The sequence below is a fragment of the Cryobacterium sp. SO2 genome, from assembly GCF_026151165.2.
Lineage (GTDB): Bacteria > Actinomycetota > Actinomycetes > Actinomycetales > Microbacteriaceae > Cryobacterium.
The window spans coordinates 3,202,744-3,218,784 of sequence record NZ_CP117849.1 but is presented as its reverse complement, the minus strand read 5'-3'; the positions used below and the strand labels follow the sequence as shown (position 1 = coordinate 3,218,784).

The 16,041-nt window shown below is 69.5% G+C and carries 13 protein-coding genes; 10 read left to right on the top strand and 3 right to left on the bottom strand.

Going from position 1 to position 16,041, the window contains the following annotated elements:
- The first annotated feature begins 17 nt into the window (after positions 1-17).
- The 8 genes from BJQ94_RS15150 to BJQ94_RS15115 all read left to right on the top strand — a co-directional run bounded on the left by BJQ94_RS15150 (position 18) and on the right by BJQ94_RS15115 (position 11,747).
- Positions 18-1,577 (top strand): APC family permease, encoded by a 1,560-nt coding sequence (locus BJQ94_RS15150; RefSeq protein WP_265401323.1) that lies wholly within the window; start codon positions 18-20, stop codon positions 1,575-1,577.
- A gap of 116 nt (positions 1,578-1,693) precedes the next feature.
- Entirely contained in the window at positions 1,694-2,953 is a 1,260-nt protein-coding gene (locus BJQ94_RS15145; protein WP_265401322.1) for a DUF6350 family protein, read from the top strand.
- Positions 2,954-2,962: 9 nt separating this feature from the next.
- Positions 2,963-3,556, top strand: a complete 594-nt coding sequence (purN, locus tag BJQ94_RS15140) for a phosphoribosylglycinamide formyltransferase (RefSeq protein ID WP_265401364.1) — start codon at positions 2,963-2,965, stop codon at positions 3,554-3,556.
- Complete coding sequence (gene purH, locus BJQ94_RS15135) at positions 3,553-5,229, top strand: bifunctional phosphoribosylaminoimidazolecarboxamide formyltransferase/IMP cyclohydrolase (RefSeq protein WP_265401321.1); 1,677 nt, start codon at positions 3,553-3,555, stop codon at positions 5,227-5,229. The genes purN and purH overlap by 4 nt, the downstream gene beginning before the upstream one ends.
- Before the next feature lie 161 nt (positions 5,230-5,390).
- The gene (locus tag BJQ94_RS15130; protein WP_265401320.1) at positions 5,391-6,608 is read left to right on the top strand and encodes a mechanosensitive ion channel domain-containing protein; all 1,218 of its coding nucleotides are present in this window, start codon (positions 5,391-5,393) and stop codon (positions 6,606-6,608) included.
- Positions 6,609-6,865: 257 nt separating this feature from the next.
- The gene (ddaH, locus tag BJQ94_RS15125) at positions 6,866-7,678 is read left to right on the top strand and encodes a dimethylargininase (protein ID WP_275875507.1); all 813 of its coding nucleotides are present in this window, start codon (positions 6,866-6,868) and stop codon (positions 7,676-7,678) included.
- 416 nt (positions 7,679-8,094) lie between these two features.
- Positions 8,095-9,945 carry an ABC transporter ATP-binding protein gene (locus tag BJQ94_RS15120; protein WP_265401319.1) on the top strand — a complete coding sequence of 617 codons (1,851 nt, stop codon included), beginning with the start codon at positions 8,095-8,097 and terminating at the stop codon, positions 9,943-9,945.
- A complete protein-coding gene (locus BJQ94_RS15115) occupies positions 9,942-11,747 on the top strand; it encodes an ABC transporter ATP-binding protein (protein WP_265401318.1) in 1,806 nt (601 codons plus the stop codon). Before BJQ94_RS15120 ends, BJQ94_RS15115 begins: the two co-directional genes overlap by 4 nt.
- 78 nt (positions 11,748-11,825) lie before the next feature.
- On the opposite strand, the gene BJQ94_RS15110 is transcribed toward BJQ94_RS15115, so the two are convergent.
- Positions 11,826-12,170 carry a cytoplasmic protein gene (locus BJQ94_RS15110; protein WP_265401317.1) on the bottom strand — a complete coding sequence of 115 codons (345 nt, stop codon included), beginning with the start codon at positions 12,168-12,170 and terminating at the stop codon, positions 11,826-11,828.
- 344 nt (positions 12,171-12,514) lie between these two features.
- On the opposite strand from BJQ94_RS15110, the gene BJQ94_RS15105 reads away from it, so the two are divergent.
- Positions 12,515-13,726 (top strand): FAD-dependent oxidoreductase, encoded by a 1,212-nt coding sequence (locus BJQ94_RS15105; protein WP_265401316.1) that lies wholly within the window; start codon positions 12,515-12,517, stop codon positions 13,724-13,726.
- On the opposite strand, the gene BJQ94_RS15100 is transcribed toward BJQ94_RS15105, so the two are convergent.
- A complete protein-coding gene (locus BJQ94_RS15100; RefSeq protein ID WP_265401315.1) occupies positions 13,701-14,033 on the bottom strand; it encodes an MGMT family protein in 333 nt (110 codons plus the stop codon). The two genes, BJQ94_RS15105 and BJQ94_RS15100, sit on opposite strands and share 26 nt — an antisense overlap.
- A gap of 3 nt (positions 14,034-14,036) precedes the next feature.
- Complete coding sequence (locus BJQ94_RS15095) at positions 14,037-14,489, bottom strand: GNAT family N-acetyltransferase (RefSeq protein ID WP_265401314.1); 453 nt, start codon at positions 14,487-14,489, stop codon at positions 14,037-14,039.
- Between the two features lie 162 nt (positions 14,490-14,651).
- Here BJQ94_RS15095 and BJQ94_RS15090 point away from each other — a divergent pair, with 162 nt between their 5' ends.
- On the top strand, positions 14,652-15,866 hold the full coding sequence (locus BJQ94_RS15090) for an NADP-dependent isocitrate dehydrogenase (RefSeq protein WP_265401313.1): 1,215 nt from the start codon (positions 14,652-14,654) through the stop codon (positions 15,864-15,866).
- Positions 15,867-16,041 lie beyond the last annotated feature (175 nt).

The following is a 16,041-nucleotide window of genomic DNA, read 5'->3' as shown; positions in this document are numbered from 1 at the left end:
CGCCCGATCGGAGGAGCATGTCTCGCAACGACGCCACGGTTCCGGTGCGGCCGGAGCCATCCCCGTCGGAGGGCAAGGGCCTCGCCACCGGCACCCTGGGCCTGTTCGGCTCCACTGTCATCGGGCTGGCCTCCACCGCACCGGTGTACTCCCTGGCCGCGACGCTCGGCTTCGTGGTGCTCGCCGTGGGCGCGCAGGCGCCGGTCGTGTTCGTGATCGCGTTCATCCCCATGCTGCTGGTGGCGTTCGCCTACCGGGAGCTGAACCGGGACATCCCCGACTGCGGCACGACGTTCACCTGGGCGACCAAGGCGTTCGGCCCCTGGGTGGGCTGGATGGGCGGCTGGGGCGTGGCCGTGGCCGGCATCGTCGTACTCGGCAACCTGGCCCAGATCGCCGGGATCTACTTCTGGTTGCTGGTGGCGCCCGACCTGGCCGAGAACGAGCTCGTCGTGACCCTCACCGGGGTGGTGTTCATCGCCCTGATGGTGTGGGTGAGCTATCGCGGGCTGGAAATCGGCGAGCGGCTGCAGAACGTGCTGCTGGGTTTCCAGTACCTGGCGCTGATCCTGTTCACGGTGTTCACGCTCTGGTCGGTGTTCGACGGCAGCGCCCCGGCCGGTTCCACGGTGCCTCAGGCCGACTGGTTCAACCCGTTCGCGCTCACCTCCTTCCCCGGGCTGGTGGAGGGGGTGCTGCTGGCGCTGTTCATCTACTGGGGCTGGGACACCTGCCTGTCCCTCAACGAGGAGACCCGCGACCCCAAACGCATCCCGGGGCAGGCCGCCGTGCTCACCACCCTCATCCTGCTGGTCACCTATGTGGGCGTCGCCGTAGCGGCAATGGCTTACGCCGGGCTGGGCAGCACGGGGCTGGGCCTGGGCAACGAGGGCAACGCCGATGACGTGTTCTTCGCCCTGAAAGACGCCGTGTTCGGGCCCTGGGCGTGGCTGCTGGTGGCCGCGGTGATGATCTCGGCGATCTCGTCCACCCAGACCACCATCCTGCCCACAGCCCGCGGCACCCTGGCCATGGCCGTGTACAAGGCGCTGCCGCGCCGGTTCGCGCGGGTGCACCCGCGGTTCCAGACCCCGTCGTTCTCGACGTTCATCATGGGTGTCGTGGCGGTGGGCTTCTACGTGGGCATGACCCTGGTGAGCTCGAATATCCTCAACGACACCATCCTCTCGCTCGGTCTGGCCATCGCCTTCTACTACGCCATCACGGGGTACGCCTGCGTCTGGTACTTCCGACGCGACCTGTTCACCAGTTGGCGCAACGCCTGGATGCGTTTCGTCTTCCCGTTGATCGGGTCGCTGCTGCTCACCGCGGCATTCGTGTTCTCCGTGATCGACATGCTCGACCCGGACTACGGCTACACGGTGCTCTTCGGCATCGGCGGTGTCTTCGTGGTGGGGGTCGGGTCGCTGCTGGCCGGCGTCGTGCTGATGATCGTCTGGTCGTTCTTCGCCGGCTCCCGGCCGTTCTTCCGCGGTGAATCGCTCAACCGGGACACCGCGGTGCTCGTGCCGGACGACGACCTGCCGGTGCCGCGGTCGGTGGACGGCGGAATCTGACCGGAACCTCGCCGGGACCGGCGCGCTGTCCGCTGCGGATTGCCCGGCGGATTCCGCCGCTCCCCGGCGGGGTACGGCTGCCGCGCAGCCCGGCAACGATAAGCTCCCTCTCGAATATGAACCGTATAACGACTGCCCTGCTCGCCGCGCTCGAGGCGCTCATTGTCGTCGCCATCGGCGTGGGCATCGCCCTCGTGCCGCTCACCATCCTCTGGGGCACCCACTACGGCCTGGGAATCGACTGGTTCGTGTTCTGGCGGGCCGCCGTGGACGTCTGGCTGCTCGGCAACGGCGTGGACCTGGCCGTGCAACTGCCCGTCGACGTGACCACCTCGCTGGGCCTGGCCGGCGCCGAGGCCCCGTTCAGCCTCACCATCGCGCTGCTCGGCTTCGCCGTGCTCGCGGTGCTGCTCGGCGTGCGCACCGGCCGCCGTGCCGCAACCACCGACTACCGTCTCACCGCGGCCGGCGTGGCCATCCTCAGCTACGGACTGCTCGCGGCGCTGCTCACCTACTCCGCCGGAACCGTCGTCGTCACCCCCGCGCCCGTGCAAGGGGTTCTGCTGCCCACCCTGGTCTTCGCCCTCGGCGTGCTGATCGGCGCATCCGGGTCGCCCCGCGCGGCCGGCACCGTGCTTCCCGGCTGGGCCGCCCGCCCGCTCGCCGACCTGCTGGGCCGGATCCCCGCCGAGGTGCGCAGCCAGCTCGTCGCCGCGCTGCGCGCCGGCGCTGCCACGGTCGCCGGCATCATGGTGGTCTCCGGTCTGGCCGTGTTCGTGTCGGTGCTGGCCAACTTCGCCACCGTGATCGGACTCTACGAGACCCTGCAGGCCGACGTGATGGGCGGCATCAGCCTCACCATCGGCCAGCTCGCCTTCATCCCCAACCTCGTCGTCTGGGCGGCCAGCTGGTTCGTCGGCCCCGGCATCGCGCTCGGCACCGGCAGCAGCGTCAGCCCGCTCGGCACCTCCCTCGCTGCGGTGCCCGGACTGCCGCTGTTCGGCGCGCTGCCGCACGGCACCCTCGAGTTCGGCTTCCTCGGCCTGCTCGTGCCCGTGCTGATCGGCTTCGTGGTGGCTGTGCTCGTGCGCCAGGGCCTGGACAAACGCGCCAACGCGCCGCACGGGCCGGTCCCGATGCTCGTGACCGGGGCGCTCACCGGCGTCGTCGCCGGCATCCTGCTCGGCCTGCTCGCCTGGTGGTCGGCCGGAGCGATGGGACCGGGGCGCCTCGCCGACGTCGGCCCGAACCCGCTGCTCGTCGGGGTGCTCACGTTCGTGGAGGTGGGCATCGCCGCCGCACTCGGTATGCTCGTCGGTGGCCGTCGGGCCCGGAGCACGGATAAGCGCGCCGAGGAAGTCTCAACGAAACGGTAGGCTCGGATGGTGCTGTCACTGGTCGTATTGATCTCCGGCGGAGGCTCGAACCTGCGCGCGCTTCTGGAGGCGTCCGGCGACGCCGAGTTCCCCGCCCGGATCGTCGCCATCGGCGCCGACCGGGACGCCGATGGGCTCGCGCTCGGCGAGGAATTCGGCATCCCCACCTTCACGGTTCCGTTCTCGTCGTACCCCGACCGGGACGCCTGGGGTGACGCGCTGTTGGAGCAGGTGCAGCAGTGGCAGCCCGACCTCACCGTGCTCAGCGGCTTCATGCGCCTGCTGCCGCCGCGAGTGGTCTCCGCGCTGTCGCCGCACCTGATCAACACGCACCCCGCCTACCTGCCCGAGTTCCCCGGCGCCCACGGGGTGCGCGACGCGCTCGCCGCCGGGGCCAGCCAGACCGGCGCCAGCATCATCGTCGTGGACAACGGAGTCGACGACGGACCGATCGTGAGCCAGGAACGGGTGCCGGTGCATCCCGGCGACACCCAGGACTCGCTGCACGACCGCATCAAACTCGTCGAACGCCGCCTGCTCGTGCAGGCCGTGCTCGACATCGCCAACGGACACGTCGATCTCAAGGAGCATTCCCCCATATGAGCGGTCACACCAACGCCCGGAGCCTCTACCGCGACCGGGACGTCATTCCCGTGCAGCGCGCGCTGATCTCGGTCTCCGACAAGACCGGGCTGGTCGAACTGGCCAACGCCCTCGCCGCCGCCGGCGTCGAGATGGTCTCCACCGGCTCCACCGCCGCCACCATCCGCGAGGCCGGCCACGACGTCACGGATGTCTCCGCCGTCACCGGATTCCCGGAGTCGCTCGACGGCCGGGTGAAGACCCTGCACCCGAGCGTTCACGCCGGTATCCTCGCCGACCTCCGCCTCGAGGCGCACGAGAACCAGCTCGCCGACCTGTCGATCGCGCCGTTCCAGCTCGTGGTCGTGAACCTGTACCCGTTCGTCGAGACCGTCGAGTCCGGCGCCGAGCCCGCCGGCGTGATCGAGCAGATCGACATCGGCGGACCGGCGCTGGTGCGCGCATCCGCCAAGAACCACCCCAACGTGGCCATCGTCGTCGACCCGGAGGACTACCCCGAGATCATCGCCGCGGTCGCCGCCGGCGGCAGCACACTGCGCCTGCGCCAGAAGCTGGCTTCGCTCGCGTTCGAGCACACCGCCAACTACGACCTGAGCGTGTCCGCGTGGTTCACCGAGAACGTCTACGACCAGTGGCAGGACGACTCCGAGTCGCTCGGCGAAGAGATCCTCGAGGCGTTCGACGCCATCGTCGGCGGCGCAGCGGACGAAGACCCGCGCTTCCCGGACACCCTCGCAATCGAAGCCACCCGCGCCACAGTGCTTCGCTACGGCGAGAACTCGCACCAGGCCGCCGCACTGTACCTCGGCGAGGGCGGACAGGGCATCGCCCAGGCCGTGCAGCTGCACGGCAAGGAGATGTCGTACAACAACTACGTCGACGCGGATGCCGCCGTGCGCGCCGCGTTCGACTTCGCCGAACCGGCCGTGGCCATCATCAAGCACGCCAACCCGTGCGGCATCGCCGTCGCCAACCCCAAGGCGCCCGACGCCATCGCGTCCGCCCACCACCGCGCGCACGATTGCGACCCGGTGTCGGCGTTCGGCGGGGTCATCGCCGCCAACCGTGTCGTCACCCTGGGCATGGCCGAGACCGTGAGCCAGATCTTCACCGAGGTGCTCGTGGCGCCCGGGTTCGAGCCGGCCGCGTTCGAGCTGCTCAGCGCCAAGAAGAACATCCGCCTGCTTGAGCTGCCGGCCGACTACCGCCGCTCGTCGCTGGAGCTCCGCCAGATCTCCGGGGGCCTGCTCGTGCAGGAGACCGACACCTTCGACACGCTCGACACCGACGCGTGGCGCCTGGTCTCCGGCCCCGAGGTGGACGCCGCGACCCGCGCCGACCTCGAGTTCGCCTGGAAGGCCTGCCGCGCGGTGAAGTCGAACGCGATCCTGCTGGCGCACGCCGGCGCATCCGTTGGCGTGGGCATGGGCCAGGTCAACCGGGTGGACTCCTGCCACTTGGCCGTGAGTCGGGCCGGTGACCGGGCCGAGGGCGCCGTCGCCGCGTCCGACGCGTTCTTCCCCTTCGCCGACGGCCTCGAGGTGCTGCTGGAGGCCGGCGTGACCGCGGTCGTGCAGCCCGGCGGTTCGGTGCGCGACGAGGAGGTCATCGCCGCGGCGACGGCCGCCGGAGTGTCGATGTACTTCACCGGGGAGCGTCACTTCTTCCACTGACACAGTGTTTCCGACGCCGGGCGTCGCATCCGATCGACGGATGCGGCACCCGGCGTGTGTCTTTTCTGATGGTCCTCCCAGTCGGGTCTGCCATGATTGCAGGTCAACCACGTGACACCGCCGTTGCAGACATTCATTGACCTGACACGGAAAGGCCACTTGTGATCGATGTTCTCGGGCTGTCCCTGCCCGCCTTCCCGGTTGCCGCTCTCGCGGCGATCGTCCTCGCCCTCGCCATCACCGCGATCGTCGCCTTCGTCTTCCGCCTCGTCGGTAGGCGCAAGGGCTGGGCACGGGTGCTCGTGCAGCTCATCCGGGTTCCCTTCCGCATGACCGTGCTGATCGGTGCGCTCTGGCTGGCCGTGGCCGGCTACCTCGATGTGCCCGCCGACTGGGACACCGTGGTGGGCTTCATCTTCCGGGCATTGTTCATCGGCAGCGCCACCTGGTTGCTCTGCGCCCTGCTGTACTACGCCGAAGAGATGGCCGCCAACCGGTACCGCATCGACGTGCGCGACAACCGGGTTGCCCGCCGGGTGCGCACGCAGCTGCGCATGATGCGGCGCATCGGCATCGTGATCCTCATCATCTGCGCCATCGGCACCGTGCTGCTGAGCATCCCCGGCGCGGCCACCGTCGGCGCGAGCCTGTTCGCCTCCGCCGGCCTGCTCAGCGTCGTGGCCGGCCTCGCCGCCCAGTCCACCCTGGCGAATATCTTCGCCGGCATGCAGCTCGCGTTCAACAACGCGCTGCGCGTCGACGACGTCGTCATCGTCGAGAACGAGTGGGGCAAGATCGAGGAGATCACCCTCACCTACATCGTTGTGCACATCTGGGACGACCGGCGCATGGTGCTGCCGTCCACCTACTTCACCACCACCCCGTTCCAGAACTGGACCCGGCACAACAGCGAACTGCTCGGCGCCATCGAGTTCGACCTGGACTGGCGCGTCAACCCCGCCGGCATGCGCGAGGAGCTCAACCGCATCGTCGCGAAGACCGACCTCTGGGACGGCCGGGCCGTGGTGCTGCAGGTGACGGATGCCGTGGGCGGCTACGTGCGCGTACGCGTGCTCGTGACCGCGCAGGACGCCCCCACCCTGTTCGACCTGCGCTGCCTCGTGCGCGAGAACCTCATCGACTGGGTCAACGCCGAGAACCCTGACGCCCTGCCGATGAACCGCGTCGAGGTGCGCCAGGAGCCCGAGGCCAAGCCCGTGCGCGCGTCCCGTACCCGCAAGCCCGAGCGCGAGGTCATCGAGCCCGTCGGCCTGTTCTCCGGCGACGAGAGCGGCAAGGAGCGCGCCCAGCACTTCACCGAATCGATCACCGTGCAGGACTGGGCCGACGCCCCCGAGTCCCTGCCCGCGCCGCGCTAACCAGCGCACGCGCCGAGTTGCGGCACATCGCCCTCTGGCGGCATCCGAAGGGGCACTTTGCGGCAAGTGGCGGATGCGTCCCTCGTCGAGGTAGGGCGTATCTCCCCTTCGCGACCGCTGAAGGGGCGCTTTGCGGCAACTCGCTCGCGCCGAATCTGACGGGGCACCTTCTGCGTCCGGTGCGGACTTCTGCGTCCGGTACGCCGGGCGCAGAAGTCCGCACGGGCAACAGTTGACCCGTGTTTTAGGCTGTGCGCATGACATCCTCCGGTGACTCTGGCCGCCCCGCCGCTACGACGCCGATGGGCGCCGGCAAACGTGCCCTGGTTCGCCGGCCCGCCGACAGCCTCGCCGCGGGGCAGATCACCCACATCGAACGCCGGCCGATCGACCTCGACCTGGCCAGGGCGCAGTGGGCCGGCTACGTCGCGGCGCTGCAGGGGGAGGGCTGGGCGACCACCGAGGTGGAGCCGGCCCCCGGGCAGCCAGATTCGGTGTTCATCGAAGACGCCGTGATTCTGTTCGGCGACACCGCCGTGCTCTCCAGCCCCGGTGCGCCCAGCCGGCGCGGGGAGACGGCCGGCGCCGAGGCCGCCGTGCGGGCGCTCGGCCTCACCGTGCACAGCCTCGAGCTGCCGGGAACCCTCGACGGCGGCGACGTGCTCAAGGTGGGCCGCACCGTCTACGTGGGCCAGAGCCTGCGCACCAACGCCGCCGGCGCCCGGCAACTCGCCGCCATCGTCGAACCGCTCGGCTACACCGTCGTCCCGGTTCCCGTCACCCGCGCCCTGCACCTCAAGACCGCCGTCACCGCGCTGCCGGACGGCACCATCATCGGCTACCTGCCCCTTGTCGACGACCCCGCCCTGTTCGACAGTTTCCTGCCAGTGCCCGAGGCCGAGGGCACCGCCGTGGTGCTGCTCGACGAGACCACCCTGCTGCTGTCGGCCGCCGCCCCGCTCACCACGGCGCTGCTCACCGGGCTCGGCTACCGCACCGTGACCGTGGACATCACCGAGTTCGAGAAGCTCGAGGGCTGCGTCACCTGCCTGAGCGTGCGGGTGCGCTGAGCACGGGGTTCCGCCGGCCGAAATTGAGGCTTGCGCCGCCCGAATGCTTTCCCGTATCCTGAAAGGCTGCCTGATCAGGGGGGCACAAGACGATGACTCGACGCGCTCAGGAGGCCGACATGACTAAGACAGCTCGCACCATGCTCGCAACGATTGCGACCGGCGCTGCCCTTGTCTTGGCCGCCCCGGCACTCCGGCCCGCCTCCGCCTAGGCGTTCGGCCAGAGACCCCACAGCCCGCGCCCGTCGCGGGCCCGCACATATCGGCGGGAGCCCTAGCGCCGCCTCTCGGACGCGGTCCCACCGCGCCAGCACCGGGCACCGCCATCGGCTCTGCCGTAGGTCCCGCACCGACTCAGTACGCATCATCCACCCCACCGGCGATCAGCGCCGTCGGGGTCCAGCCAGGAACGACTCATGACCACCACCGCCCCACAGCATCCGCCACACGTCTCGGCCACACCGGCCGCACGAACGAACACCCTCCGCACCCTGCTGCGGCTCTACCCGTACGCCAAGGCCGCCCTGCCGCGCCTGGGTCTGGGCATGCTCGCGGCGCTGCTCGCCTCGCTGGTGGCCCTCGCCATCCCGCAGGTGCTGCAGCAGCTCGTCGACGGCGCCCTCAGCCAGGGCGACACCGCGCCGATCTGGCCCGCCGTGCTCACGGTGCTGGGCCTCGGCGTGCTCGAAGCCGTGATGATCGCGCTGCGCCGCTGGTTCGTGCTCGTGCCGGGCACCCACATCGAGTCCCGGATGCGCAACGCCCTCTACGCCCGGCTGCAGGACCTGCCCGTGACCTTCCACGACCGCTGGCCGAGCGGGCAGTTGCTCTCCCGCGCCATCAGCGACCTCAACATGATCCGCCGCTGGATCTCGTTCGGTCTGGTGCTGCTCGTGGTCAACTTCCTCACGATCCTCGTCGGCGTCGTGATTCTCGTGTCGATGAACTGGATCCTCGGCCTGATCTTCCTGGTCTGCTCGATCCCGATCTGGATCTACGGCTACGTCTTCGAGGAGAAGTACTCGGTGATCGCCCGGCGCAGCCAGGACCAGTCCGGTGACCTGGCGACCGCCGTCGAGGAATCCGTGCACGGCATCCGGGTGCTCAAGGCGTTCGGCCGCGGCAGTTTCGCGCTGAAGAGCTTCGCCAACCAGGCCGAGGAGCTGCGCGGCACCGAGATCGAGAAGGCCCGCGCCATCGCCGGCATCTGGCTGTGGCTGCTGCTCGTGCCCGACGTCGCGTTCGCGCTCTGCCTGGTCTCCGGCGTCTGGCTCACCAGCCAGGGCCAGCTCAGCGTCGGCGAGCTGGTGGCGTTCTTCGCCACCGCCACCGTGCTGCGCTTCCCGGTCGAGTCGATAGGGTTCCTGCTCTCGATGACCTTCGACACCCGTACCGCCACCGACAGGTTCTTCGACATCCTCGACACCCCGAACACCATCACCGACCCGCCCCGCCCGGTCACCATCACCACCCCGCGCGGCCGGTTGGCCTTCGAGAATGTGCACTTCCGGTACGCGGACTCGCCTGAACGCTTCCCCGACCTGCTCGACGGCATCGACCTGGTGCTGGAACCGGGCGAGACCATGGCGCTGGTGGGGCTCACCGGCTCCGGCAAGTCCACCCTGACCGCTCTCACCACCCGGCTCTACGACGTGACGGATGGCTCGGTGACCCTCGACGGGGTCGACGTGCGTGCGCTCCGCCGCGACGAGCTGCGCCGCCACATCGCCATGGCGTTCGAGGATGCAACCCTGTTCTCGGCATCCGTGCGCGACAACGTGCTGCTCGGCCGGCCGGAGTTCGCCGAGCGCAGCCCGGAGGCCGACGCGGTGCTGGCCGAGGCGCTGGATATCGCCCAGGCGGGGTTCGTGCACGACCTGCCCGACGGTGTCGACACTCTTGTCGGCGAGGAGGGCATGAGCCTGTCCGGCGGGCAACGGCAGCGCGTGGCGCTGGCCCGCGCCGTGGCCGCGGCGCCCGCCGTGCTCGTGCTCGACGACCCGCTCTCGGCGCTCGACGTGAACACCGAATCGCTCGTGGAAGCGGCGCTCCGCCGGGTGCTCGTGAAGACCACGGCGCTGATCGTGGCGCACCGGCCGTCCACGGTGATGCTCGCCGACCGGGTGGCCCTGCTGGAGAACGGCCGGGTCACCGCGGTCGGCACGCATTCAGAGTTGCTGGCGTCGAGCCCGCACTACACCTTCGTGATTTCCAGCCTGGAAGACGAAGAACGACGAGAGTCCAAGCGAGCGGAGGAAGCACTGTGAGTGTCACCGGCGTCGAGGGCGAAGAACGCATCGACTACACCAAAGCGGAGAGCGCGCAGATCCGCGGTCGTTCGCTGCGCCTGCTCGGCTCGCTGTTGTTCCCGGTGCGCTGGTCGGTGGTCGTGGCGATGCTCGTGGTCGTCGTGTCCACCGCCGCGCAGGTGGCCGGCCCCGCGCTGATCGCCTACGGCATCGACAAGGGCCTGCCCGCCCTGCTCAACCAGGACTGGGTGCCACTGGCGGCGACCGGGGCGATCTACCTCGTCACCGGCATCACCGGGGCCCTGCTGATCGCCTGGTACACCGTGCTGTCCGCGCGGATCAGCCAGGCCGTGCTGATCGACCTGCGGAAGCGCGTGTTCCTGCAGACCCAGAGGCTCAGCCTCGAGTTCCACGAGTCGTACACGTCGGGACGCATCATCTCCCGCCAGACCAGCGACCTGGATGCGATCCGCGAACTGCTGGACTCCGGCATCAACCAGCTCGTGCAGGGCCTGCTCTACATGGTGTTCACCGCCATCGCCCTGGTCACCCTCGACGGGGTGAGCGGCCTGGTCCTGCTTGTGGCGCTGGTGCCGTTGCTCGCGCTCACCCGTTGGTTCCAGGTGCGTTCGCAGCACCTGTTCCGCCAGTCCCGCACGGCGTCGGCGAGCCTGATCGTGCAGTTCGTCGAGACCATGACCGGCATCCGCGCGGTCAAGGCATTCCGCACCGAGCCCCGCAACGAGCGCGTGTTCGGCACGCTCGTCGAGACCTACCGGATGGTCAACGCTCGTGTCATCCAGTTGTTCGGGGTGTTCGATCCGGGCCTGATCCTGATCGGCAACGTCACCGTCGCCGCGGTGCTGCTGGTCGGTGGCTTCCGCGTCGCCGACGGGCAGCTGGCCATCGGCGCGCTGCTGGCCGCCCTGCTGTACACCCGCCGTTTCTTCGATCCGATGGAGGAGATGGCGATGTTCTACAACTCCTACCAGTCGGCCGCGGCCGCGCTGGAGAAGATCTCCGGGGTGCTCGAGGAGCAGCCGGGCGTGCCCGACCCGGTCACGCCGGTGGACCTGTGGACGTCGACGGGCGCCGTGACCTTCGAGAACGTGCAGTTCGAGTACCAGGCCGACCGCGTCATCCTGCCCTCCTTCGACCTCACCCTGGAGCCGGGGCAGACCATCGCCCTGGTCGGGTCGACGGGTGCGGGCAAGTCGACGCTGGCGAAGCTGATCTCGCGGTTCTACGACCCGTCGCACGGCCGGGTGCTGCTGGACGGCGTTGACCTGCGCGACCTGCACCCCAAGGACCTGCGCCGGGCCATTGTGATGGTGACCCAGGAGGCGTACCTGTTCAGCGGGAGCGTCGCCGACAACATCGCGATCGGCAAGCCGGGTGCGACCCGGTCGGAGATCGAGGCGGCCGCCCGTGCGGTGGGCGCGCACGACTTCATCGAGGGTCTGCCCGGCGGGTACGACACCGACGTGAACAAGCGCGGCGGCCGGGTGTCAGCCGGTCAGCGTCAGCTGATCTCGTTCGCGCGGGCGTTCCTGGCCGACCCGGCGGTGCTGATCCTCGACGAGGCCACCAGCTCGCTCGACATCCCCAGCGAACGGTTGGTGCAGGAGGCGTTGCAGACCCTGCTCAGCGACCGAACCGCGGTCATCATCGCGCACCGCCTCTCCACGGTCGCGATCGCCGACCGGGTGCTCGTGATGGAGAACGGCGTGATCGTGGAGGACGGCACCCCCGACATGCTCATCTCCGGAACCGGCCGGTTCTCCCGCCTGCACGCCGCCTGGCGGGAGTCCCTGGTCTAACCCCTTCCCCAATTCCGCGAGCCGTGACTTAAGCCCCGAAAACGTCACGTTTTCGGGGCTTATCTCACGGCTCGCGGGCTAGGACGGACCCAGGGGAGTGACCTCCGGGGGTGCCAGGGGGGAGGGCTCCCGCAGCTCGACGAAGATCGCCCGGGTGGGCGTAGCGCCGGTGTTCTCGCCCGAGTGGGTTTGGGCGGGCAGCCAGCGGGCGTCGCCGGCATCCAGCACGGTGTCGAACACCCGGTCGCCGCTGGACAGCCGGCGCCGGAACGCGCTGAGGGTGACCATGACGCTGTCCGGATGCCGGTGCGGCGCGGTCTCGTCTCCGGGCTCGTCGTGGTACTCGAGCACGCGTACACGCTCATTCTCGAACAGCACCCTGTAGTGGTCCGGGTTCGAGCTCACCGGGTCGGCGGTATCCATGCAGGCACGATACACCGCCCGCGAGCCGTGAGGTTGACCCCGAAAACTCGAGGTTTTCGGGGCCGAACTCACGGCTCGGGGGAGGGCGGGGAATCCATGCGTCCGGTCGGTTTTTAGGACCAAAGTCCCCTATTCGAGGGGGATTGAGTCGGCGGTGTTTCAGGCATGTCAAGGGCGTCGAACCACTCGCCGGGAACCCGCCTGACACGCTTGACACTCCCCGGGCGGGCGGTGAATCTGGACCCAGAGAACACAACCGCCTGAACGAGAACGCTCGTTCCCGAGCCGTCGCCAACGGGGCATCCGCCCAGGCGCCGGCCAGTCTGATCGGGGGATCACCCAGCATGGATTCAGTCACCATCGTGGGCGCGGGGGTCGTCGGGCACGCGAGCGCCTCCGCCCTGCGCACGCTCGGCTACACCGGCCGGATCACGGTCATCGGCGGCGAACGTCACCGCCCATACGACCGGCCGCCGCTCGGCCGCGGCTTCCTCACCGGGCAGACCACCATCGGCGAGCTCGCCCTCGAGGCTCCCCACGAGGACCTCGACGCCGACTGGCGCCTGGGCGTGGCCGCCGTCGCGCTGGATGCGGCCGGGCACCGGGTGACGCTGGCGAACGGTCGCACCCTCGACTCCGACGCCGTCGTGATCGCCACGGGCTCCGCCGCCCGCCGGTTCGGGGCCTCGCCCCGCGGCGTGCACACCCTCCGCACCGTCGAAGACGCCCTGGCGCTGCGGGAAGAGCTGCTGCCCGGCGCGCGGATGATCGTGGTCGGCTCCGGCGTCGTCGGCCTGGAGGTGGCGTCGACCGCCCGCGACATGGGCCTGGACGTGACGGTGCTCGGGAGCACCACGGATGCGCTCTGCACGGCCTTCGGCGGCACCGTCGCCGACGCCGTCTACGCGTTGCACTCCCGGCGCGGCACCACGGTGCGCACCGACCTCAGGGTCGCCGATCTGATCGGTCCCGGCTGGGTGTCGGGTGTGCGGCTCAGCACCGGGGAGGAGATCGGCGCCGACGTGGTTCTGCTGGACATCGGCTCCGTGCCGTTGGCGGGATGGCTCGGCGACGCCGGCCTCGACCTGCGCGGCGGTGTCGTGTGCGATGCCGCCGGCGCCACCTCGGTGCCCGGGGTCGTGGCCGTGGGCGATTGTGCGGCGTGGCTGGACCCGGTCACCGGGCAGCACCGGCGGATCCCGCACTGGAGCGACACCCGCAACCGGTCGGCCATCGCCATGGCGGCGCTCCTGGGCGTCGACGCCGGCGCGGCGCTGACGCCCGGCCGGGTGGCCTCGGAGCAGGCCGGTGTGCGCGTGCAGTTCGCCGGCCGGCTGACCGGCACCGAGCAGATCTCGGTCGAGGCCGGCGGGGTCGACACCGGAGACCTCGTGGCCGTCTACCGCCGTGGCGGCCGGCCGGTGGGTGTGCTGGGCATCGACCAGCCGGCGCTCGTGGCGCACTGGCAGGCGCTCCTGGACGAGCCCGGCATGATGCATCCGGCGCCGGACCTGGCCGAGGTGGGAACGGTCAGGGACGCCAGCGCGCTCGGCTGAGATCGATCCGGTACGCGGTGTCCGGCTCAGTGTCCGGCCCGGCGCCGGGCAGCAGCGGTGTCTGTTCGGCCCGGTAGTGCGCCAAGGCCCTGGCCTCATGGCCGGTCGGTGGGAGACCTCCGGCGCGGATCACCCGCCACCACGGCGCATCCGCCCCGAACTGCGCCATCGTCTGGCCCACCACCCGGGCGGCGCGGGAGCCGAGGGTGGCGGCGACGTCACCGTAGGTCATCACCTGACCGGCCGGGATGGACTCCACAATCTCGAGCACCGCGGCGACGAACGGGCTGGCCGGGTTGAGGCGCACGGGTTAGAGGGCGAGCGCGCCGATGACCTCGCCGAACTCGGTCTCACCGATGTCGGTGAAGCCGATGCGGTGGAAGAACGCCTCCGGGCCGTCCTCGCCGGGTTCCCAGATCACCGTGATGCGGTCGAAACCGCGGTGCCGGGCCTCCTCGGCGAGGGCCTCTGCGGCGAACTTGCCCACGCCCATGCCCTGCGCCTCAGCGTCGACGTTGATGCGCCAGATGCAGGCCCGGAATTCCTCCTGGGCGGACTCCGGGTCGAAATTGCCGTGGATGAACCCGGCGACCTGGCCGTCGAGTACCACCACACGCTGCCAGGCGGTGGCCGGGTTGATCACGGACGCCGCCACCGAGTACGAGACCGGGGCGATGAATTGCTCCTGACCAGGCTTGAGGCTCAGGTTATTGGCCGCGACGATGTTGCGCGCGGACAGTTCTTCAAGTCGGAGTTCAGGCATAACCCAAGGCTATCGCCCGCCCGCGGCGGCAGATAGTCGGGTTTCTGACGGACAAACGGACGGGGGTGGCTCCGCTGCCGAAGTCTCTCGATGTCGAGAGAGTTATCGCGCTCGGCTAGGATTGTCCACGGCCCCATGCCCCGACTCACTGAGGAGAATCCATTGTCGAAGATCAAGGTTGCAGGTACTGTCGTCGAGCTCGACGGGGACGAGATGACGCGCATCATCTGGCAGGCCATCAAGGACACCCTCATCCACCCGTATCTCGACATCGACCTCGAGTACTACGACCTGTCGATCCAGAAGCGTGACGAGACCGACGACCAGATCACGATCGACGCGGCCCACGCCATCCAGAAGCACGGCGTCGGCGTGAAGTGCGCGACCATCACGCCCGACGAGGCCCGCGTCGAGGAATTCGGCCTGAAGAAGATGTGGGCCTCGCCCAACGGCACCATCCGCAACATCCTCGGCGGCACCATCTTCCGTGAGCCCATCATCATCTCCAACATCCCGCGCCTGGTGCCGGGCTGGAACAAGCCCATCATCATCGGCCGCCACGCGTTCGGCGACCAGTACCGTGCCACCAACTTCCGCTTCGAGGGCGAAGGCACCCTCACCATGACTTTCACCCCGAAGGATGGCGGCGACCCGCAGCAGTTCGAGGTCTTCCAGGCGCCGGGCAGCGGTGTGGCGATGGGCATGTACAACCTGGACAAGTCGATCATCGACTTCGCCCGGGCCTCGCTCAACTACGGTCTCGAGCGCAACTACCCGGTCTACCTGTCCACCAAGAACACCATCCTCAAGGCCTACGACGGCCGGTTCAAGGACATCTTCCAGGAGATCTTCGACACCGAGTTCAAGGACCGTTTCGAGGCCGCCGGTCTCACCTACGAACACCGTCTCATCGACGACATGGTCGCATCCGCCATGAAGTGGGAGGGCGGCTACGTCTGGGCCTGCAAGAACTACGACGGCGACGTGCAGTCCGACACCGTGGCGCAGGGCTTCGGCTCGCTCGGCCTGATGACCAGCGTGCTCTCCACCCCCGACGGCAGCGTCGTCGAGGCCGAGGCCGCTCACGGCACCGTGACCCGGCACTACCGCCAGCACCAGCAGGGCAAGCCCACCTCCACCAACCCGATCGCGTCGATCTACGCGTGGACCCGCGGCCTGTCGCACCGCGCCAAGCTCGACAGCAACCCGGCGCTCGCCGAGTTCGCGCACACCCTCGAGGATGTGGTCGTGAAGACCGTCGAGAGCGGCAAGATGACCAAGGACCTGGCGCTGCTCGTGGGCCCCGACCAGGCCTACCTCACCACCGAGGAATTCCTGGCCGCGATCGCCGACAACCTGCAGACCCGCCTGGCGTAGTCCGCCCGCACCGAGCCCGACCGGGCCCGCACTGAAAGGCCCCGCCCAGCCGGCGGGGCCTTTTCTGCGCCCACCTGTTGCCCGGGCGGACTTCTGCGTCCGGTGTGCGGGACGCAGAAGTCCGCTTCGGGAACAGTTCTGGCCGGATGCGTGGCCGGATGCCGCGGGCGCCGCA

Bases quoted from the DNA above. Each gene is read 5' to 3' on its own strand.
- BJQ94_RS15145 (WP_265401322.1), top strand. From the start codon at position 1,694: ATGAACCGTATAACGACTGCCCTGCTCGCCGCGCTCGAGGCGCTCATT.
- BJQ94_RS15150 (WP_265401323.1), top strand. From the start codon at position 18: ATGTCTCGCAACGACGCCACGGTTCCGGTGCGGCCGGAGCCATCCCCG.
- purH (WP_265401321.1), top strand. From the start codon at position 3,553: ATGAGCGGTCACACCAACGCCCGGAGCCTCTACCGCGACCGGGACGTC.
- BJQ94_RS15120 (WP_265401319.1), top strand. From the start codon at position 8,095: ATGACCACCACCGCCCCACAGCATCCGCCACACGTCTCGGCCACACCG.
- ddaH (WP_275875507.1), top strand. From the start codon at position 6,866: ATGACATCCTCCGGTGACTCTGGCCGCCCCGCCGCTACGACGCCGATG.
- BJQ94_RS15105 (WP_265401316.1), top strand. From the start codon at position 12,515: ATGGATTCAGTCACCATCGTGGGCGCGGGGGTCGTCGGGCACGCGAGC.
- BJQ94_RS15110 (WP_265401317.1), bottom strand. From the start codon at position 12,170: ATGGATACCGCCGACCCGGTGAGCTCGAACCCGGACCACTACAGGGTG.
- BJQ94_RS15095 (WP_265401314.1), bottom strand. From the start codon at position 14,489: ATGCCTGAACTCCGACTTGAAGAACTGTCCGCGCGCAACATCGTCGCG.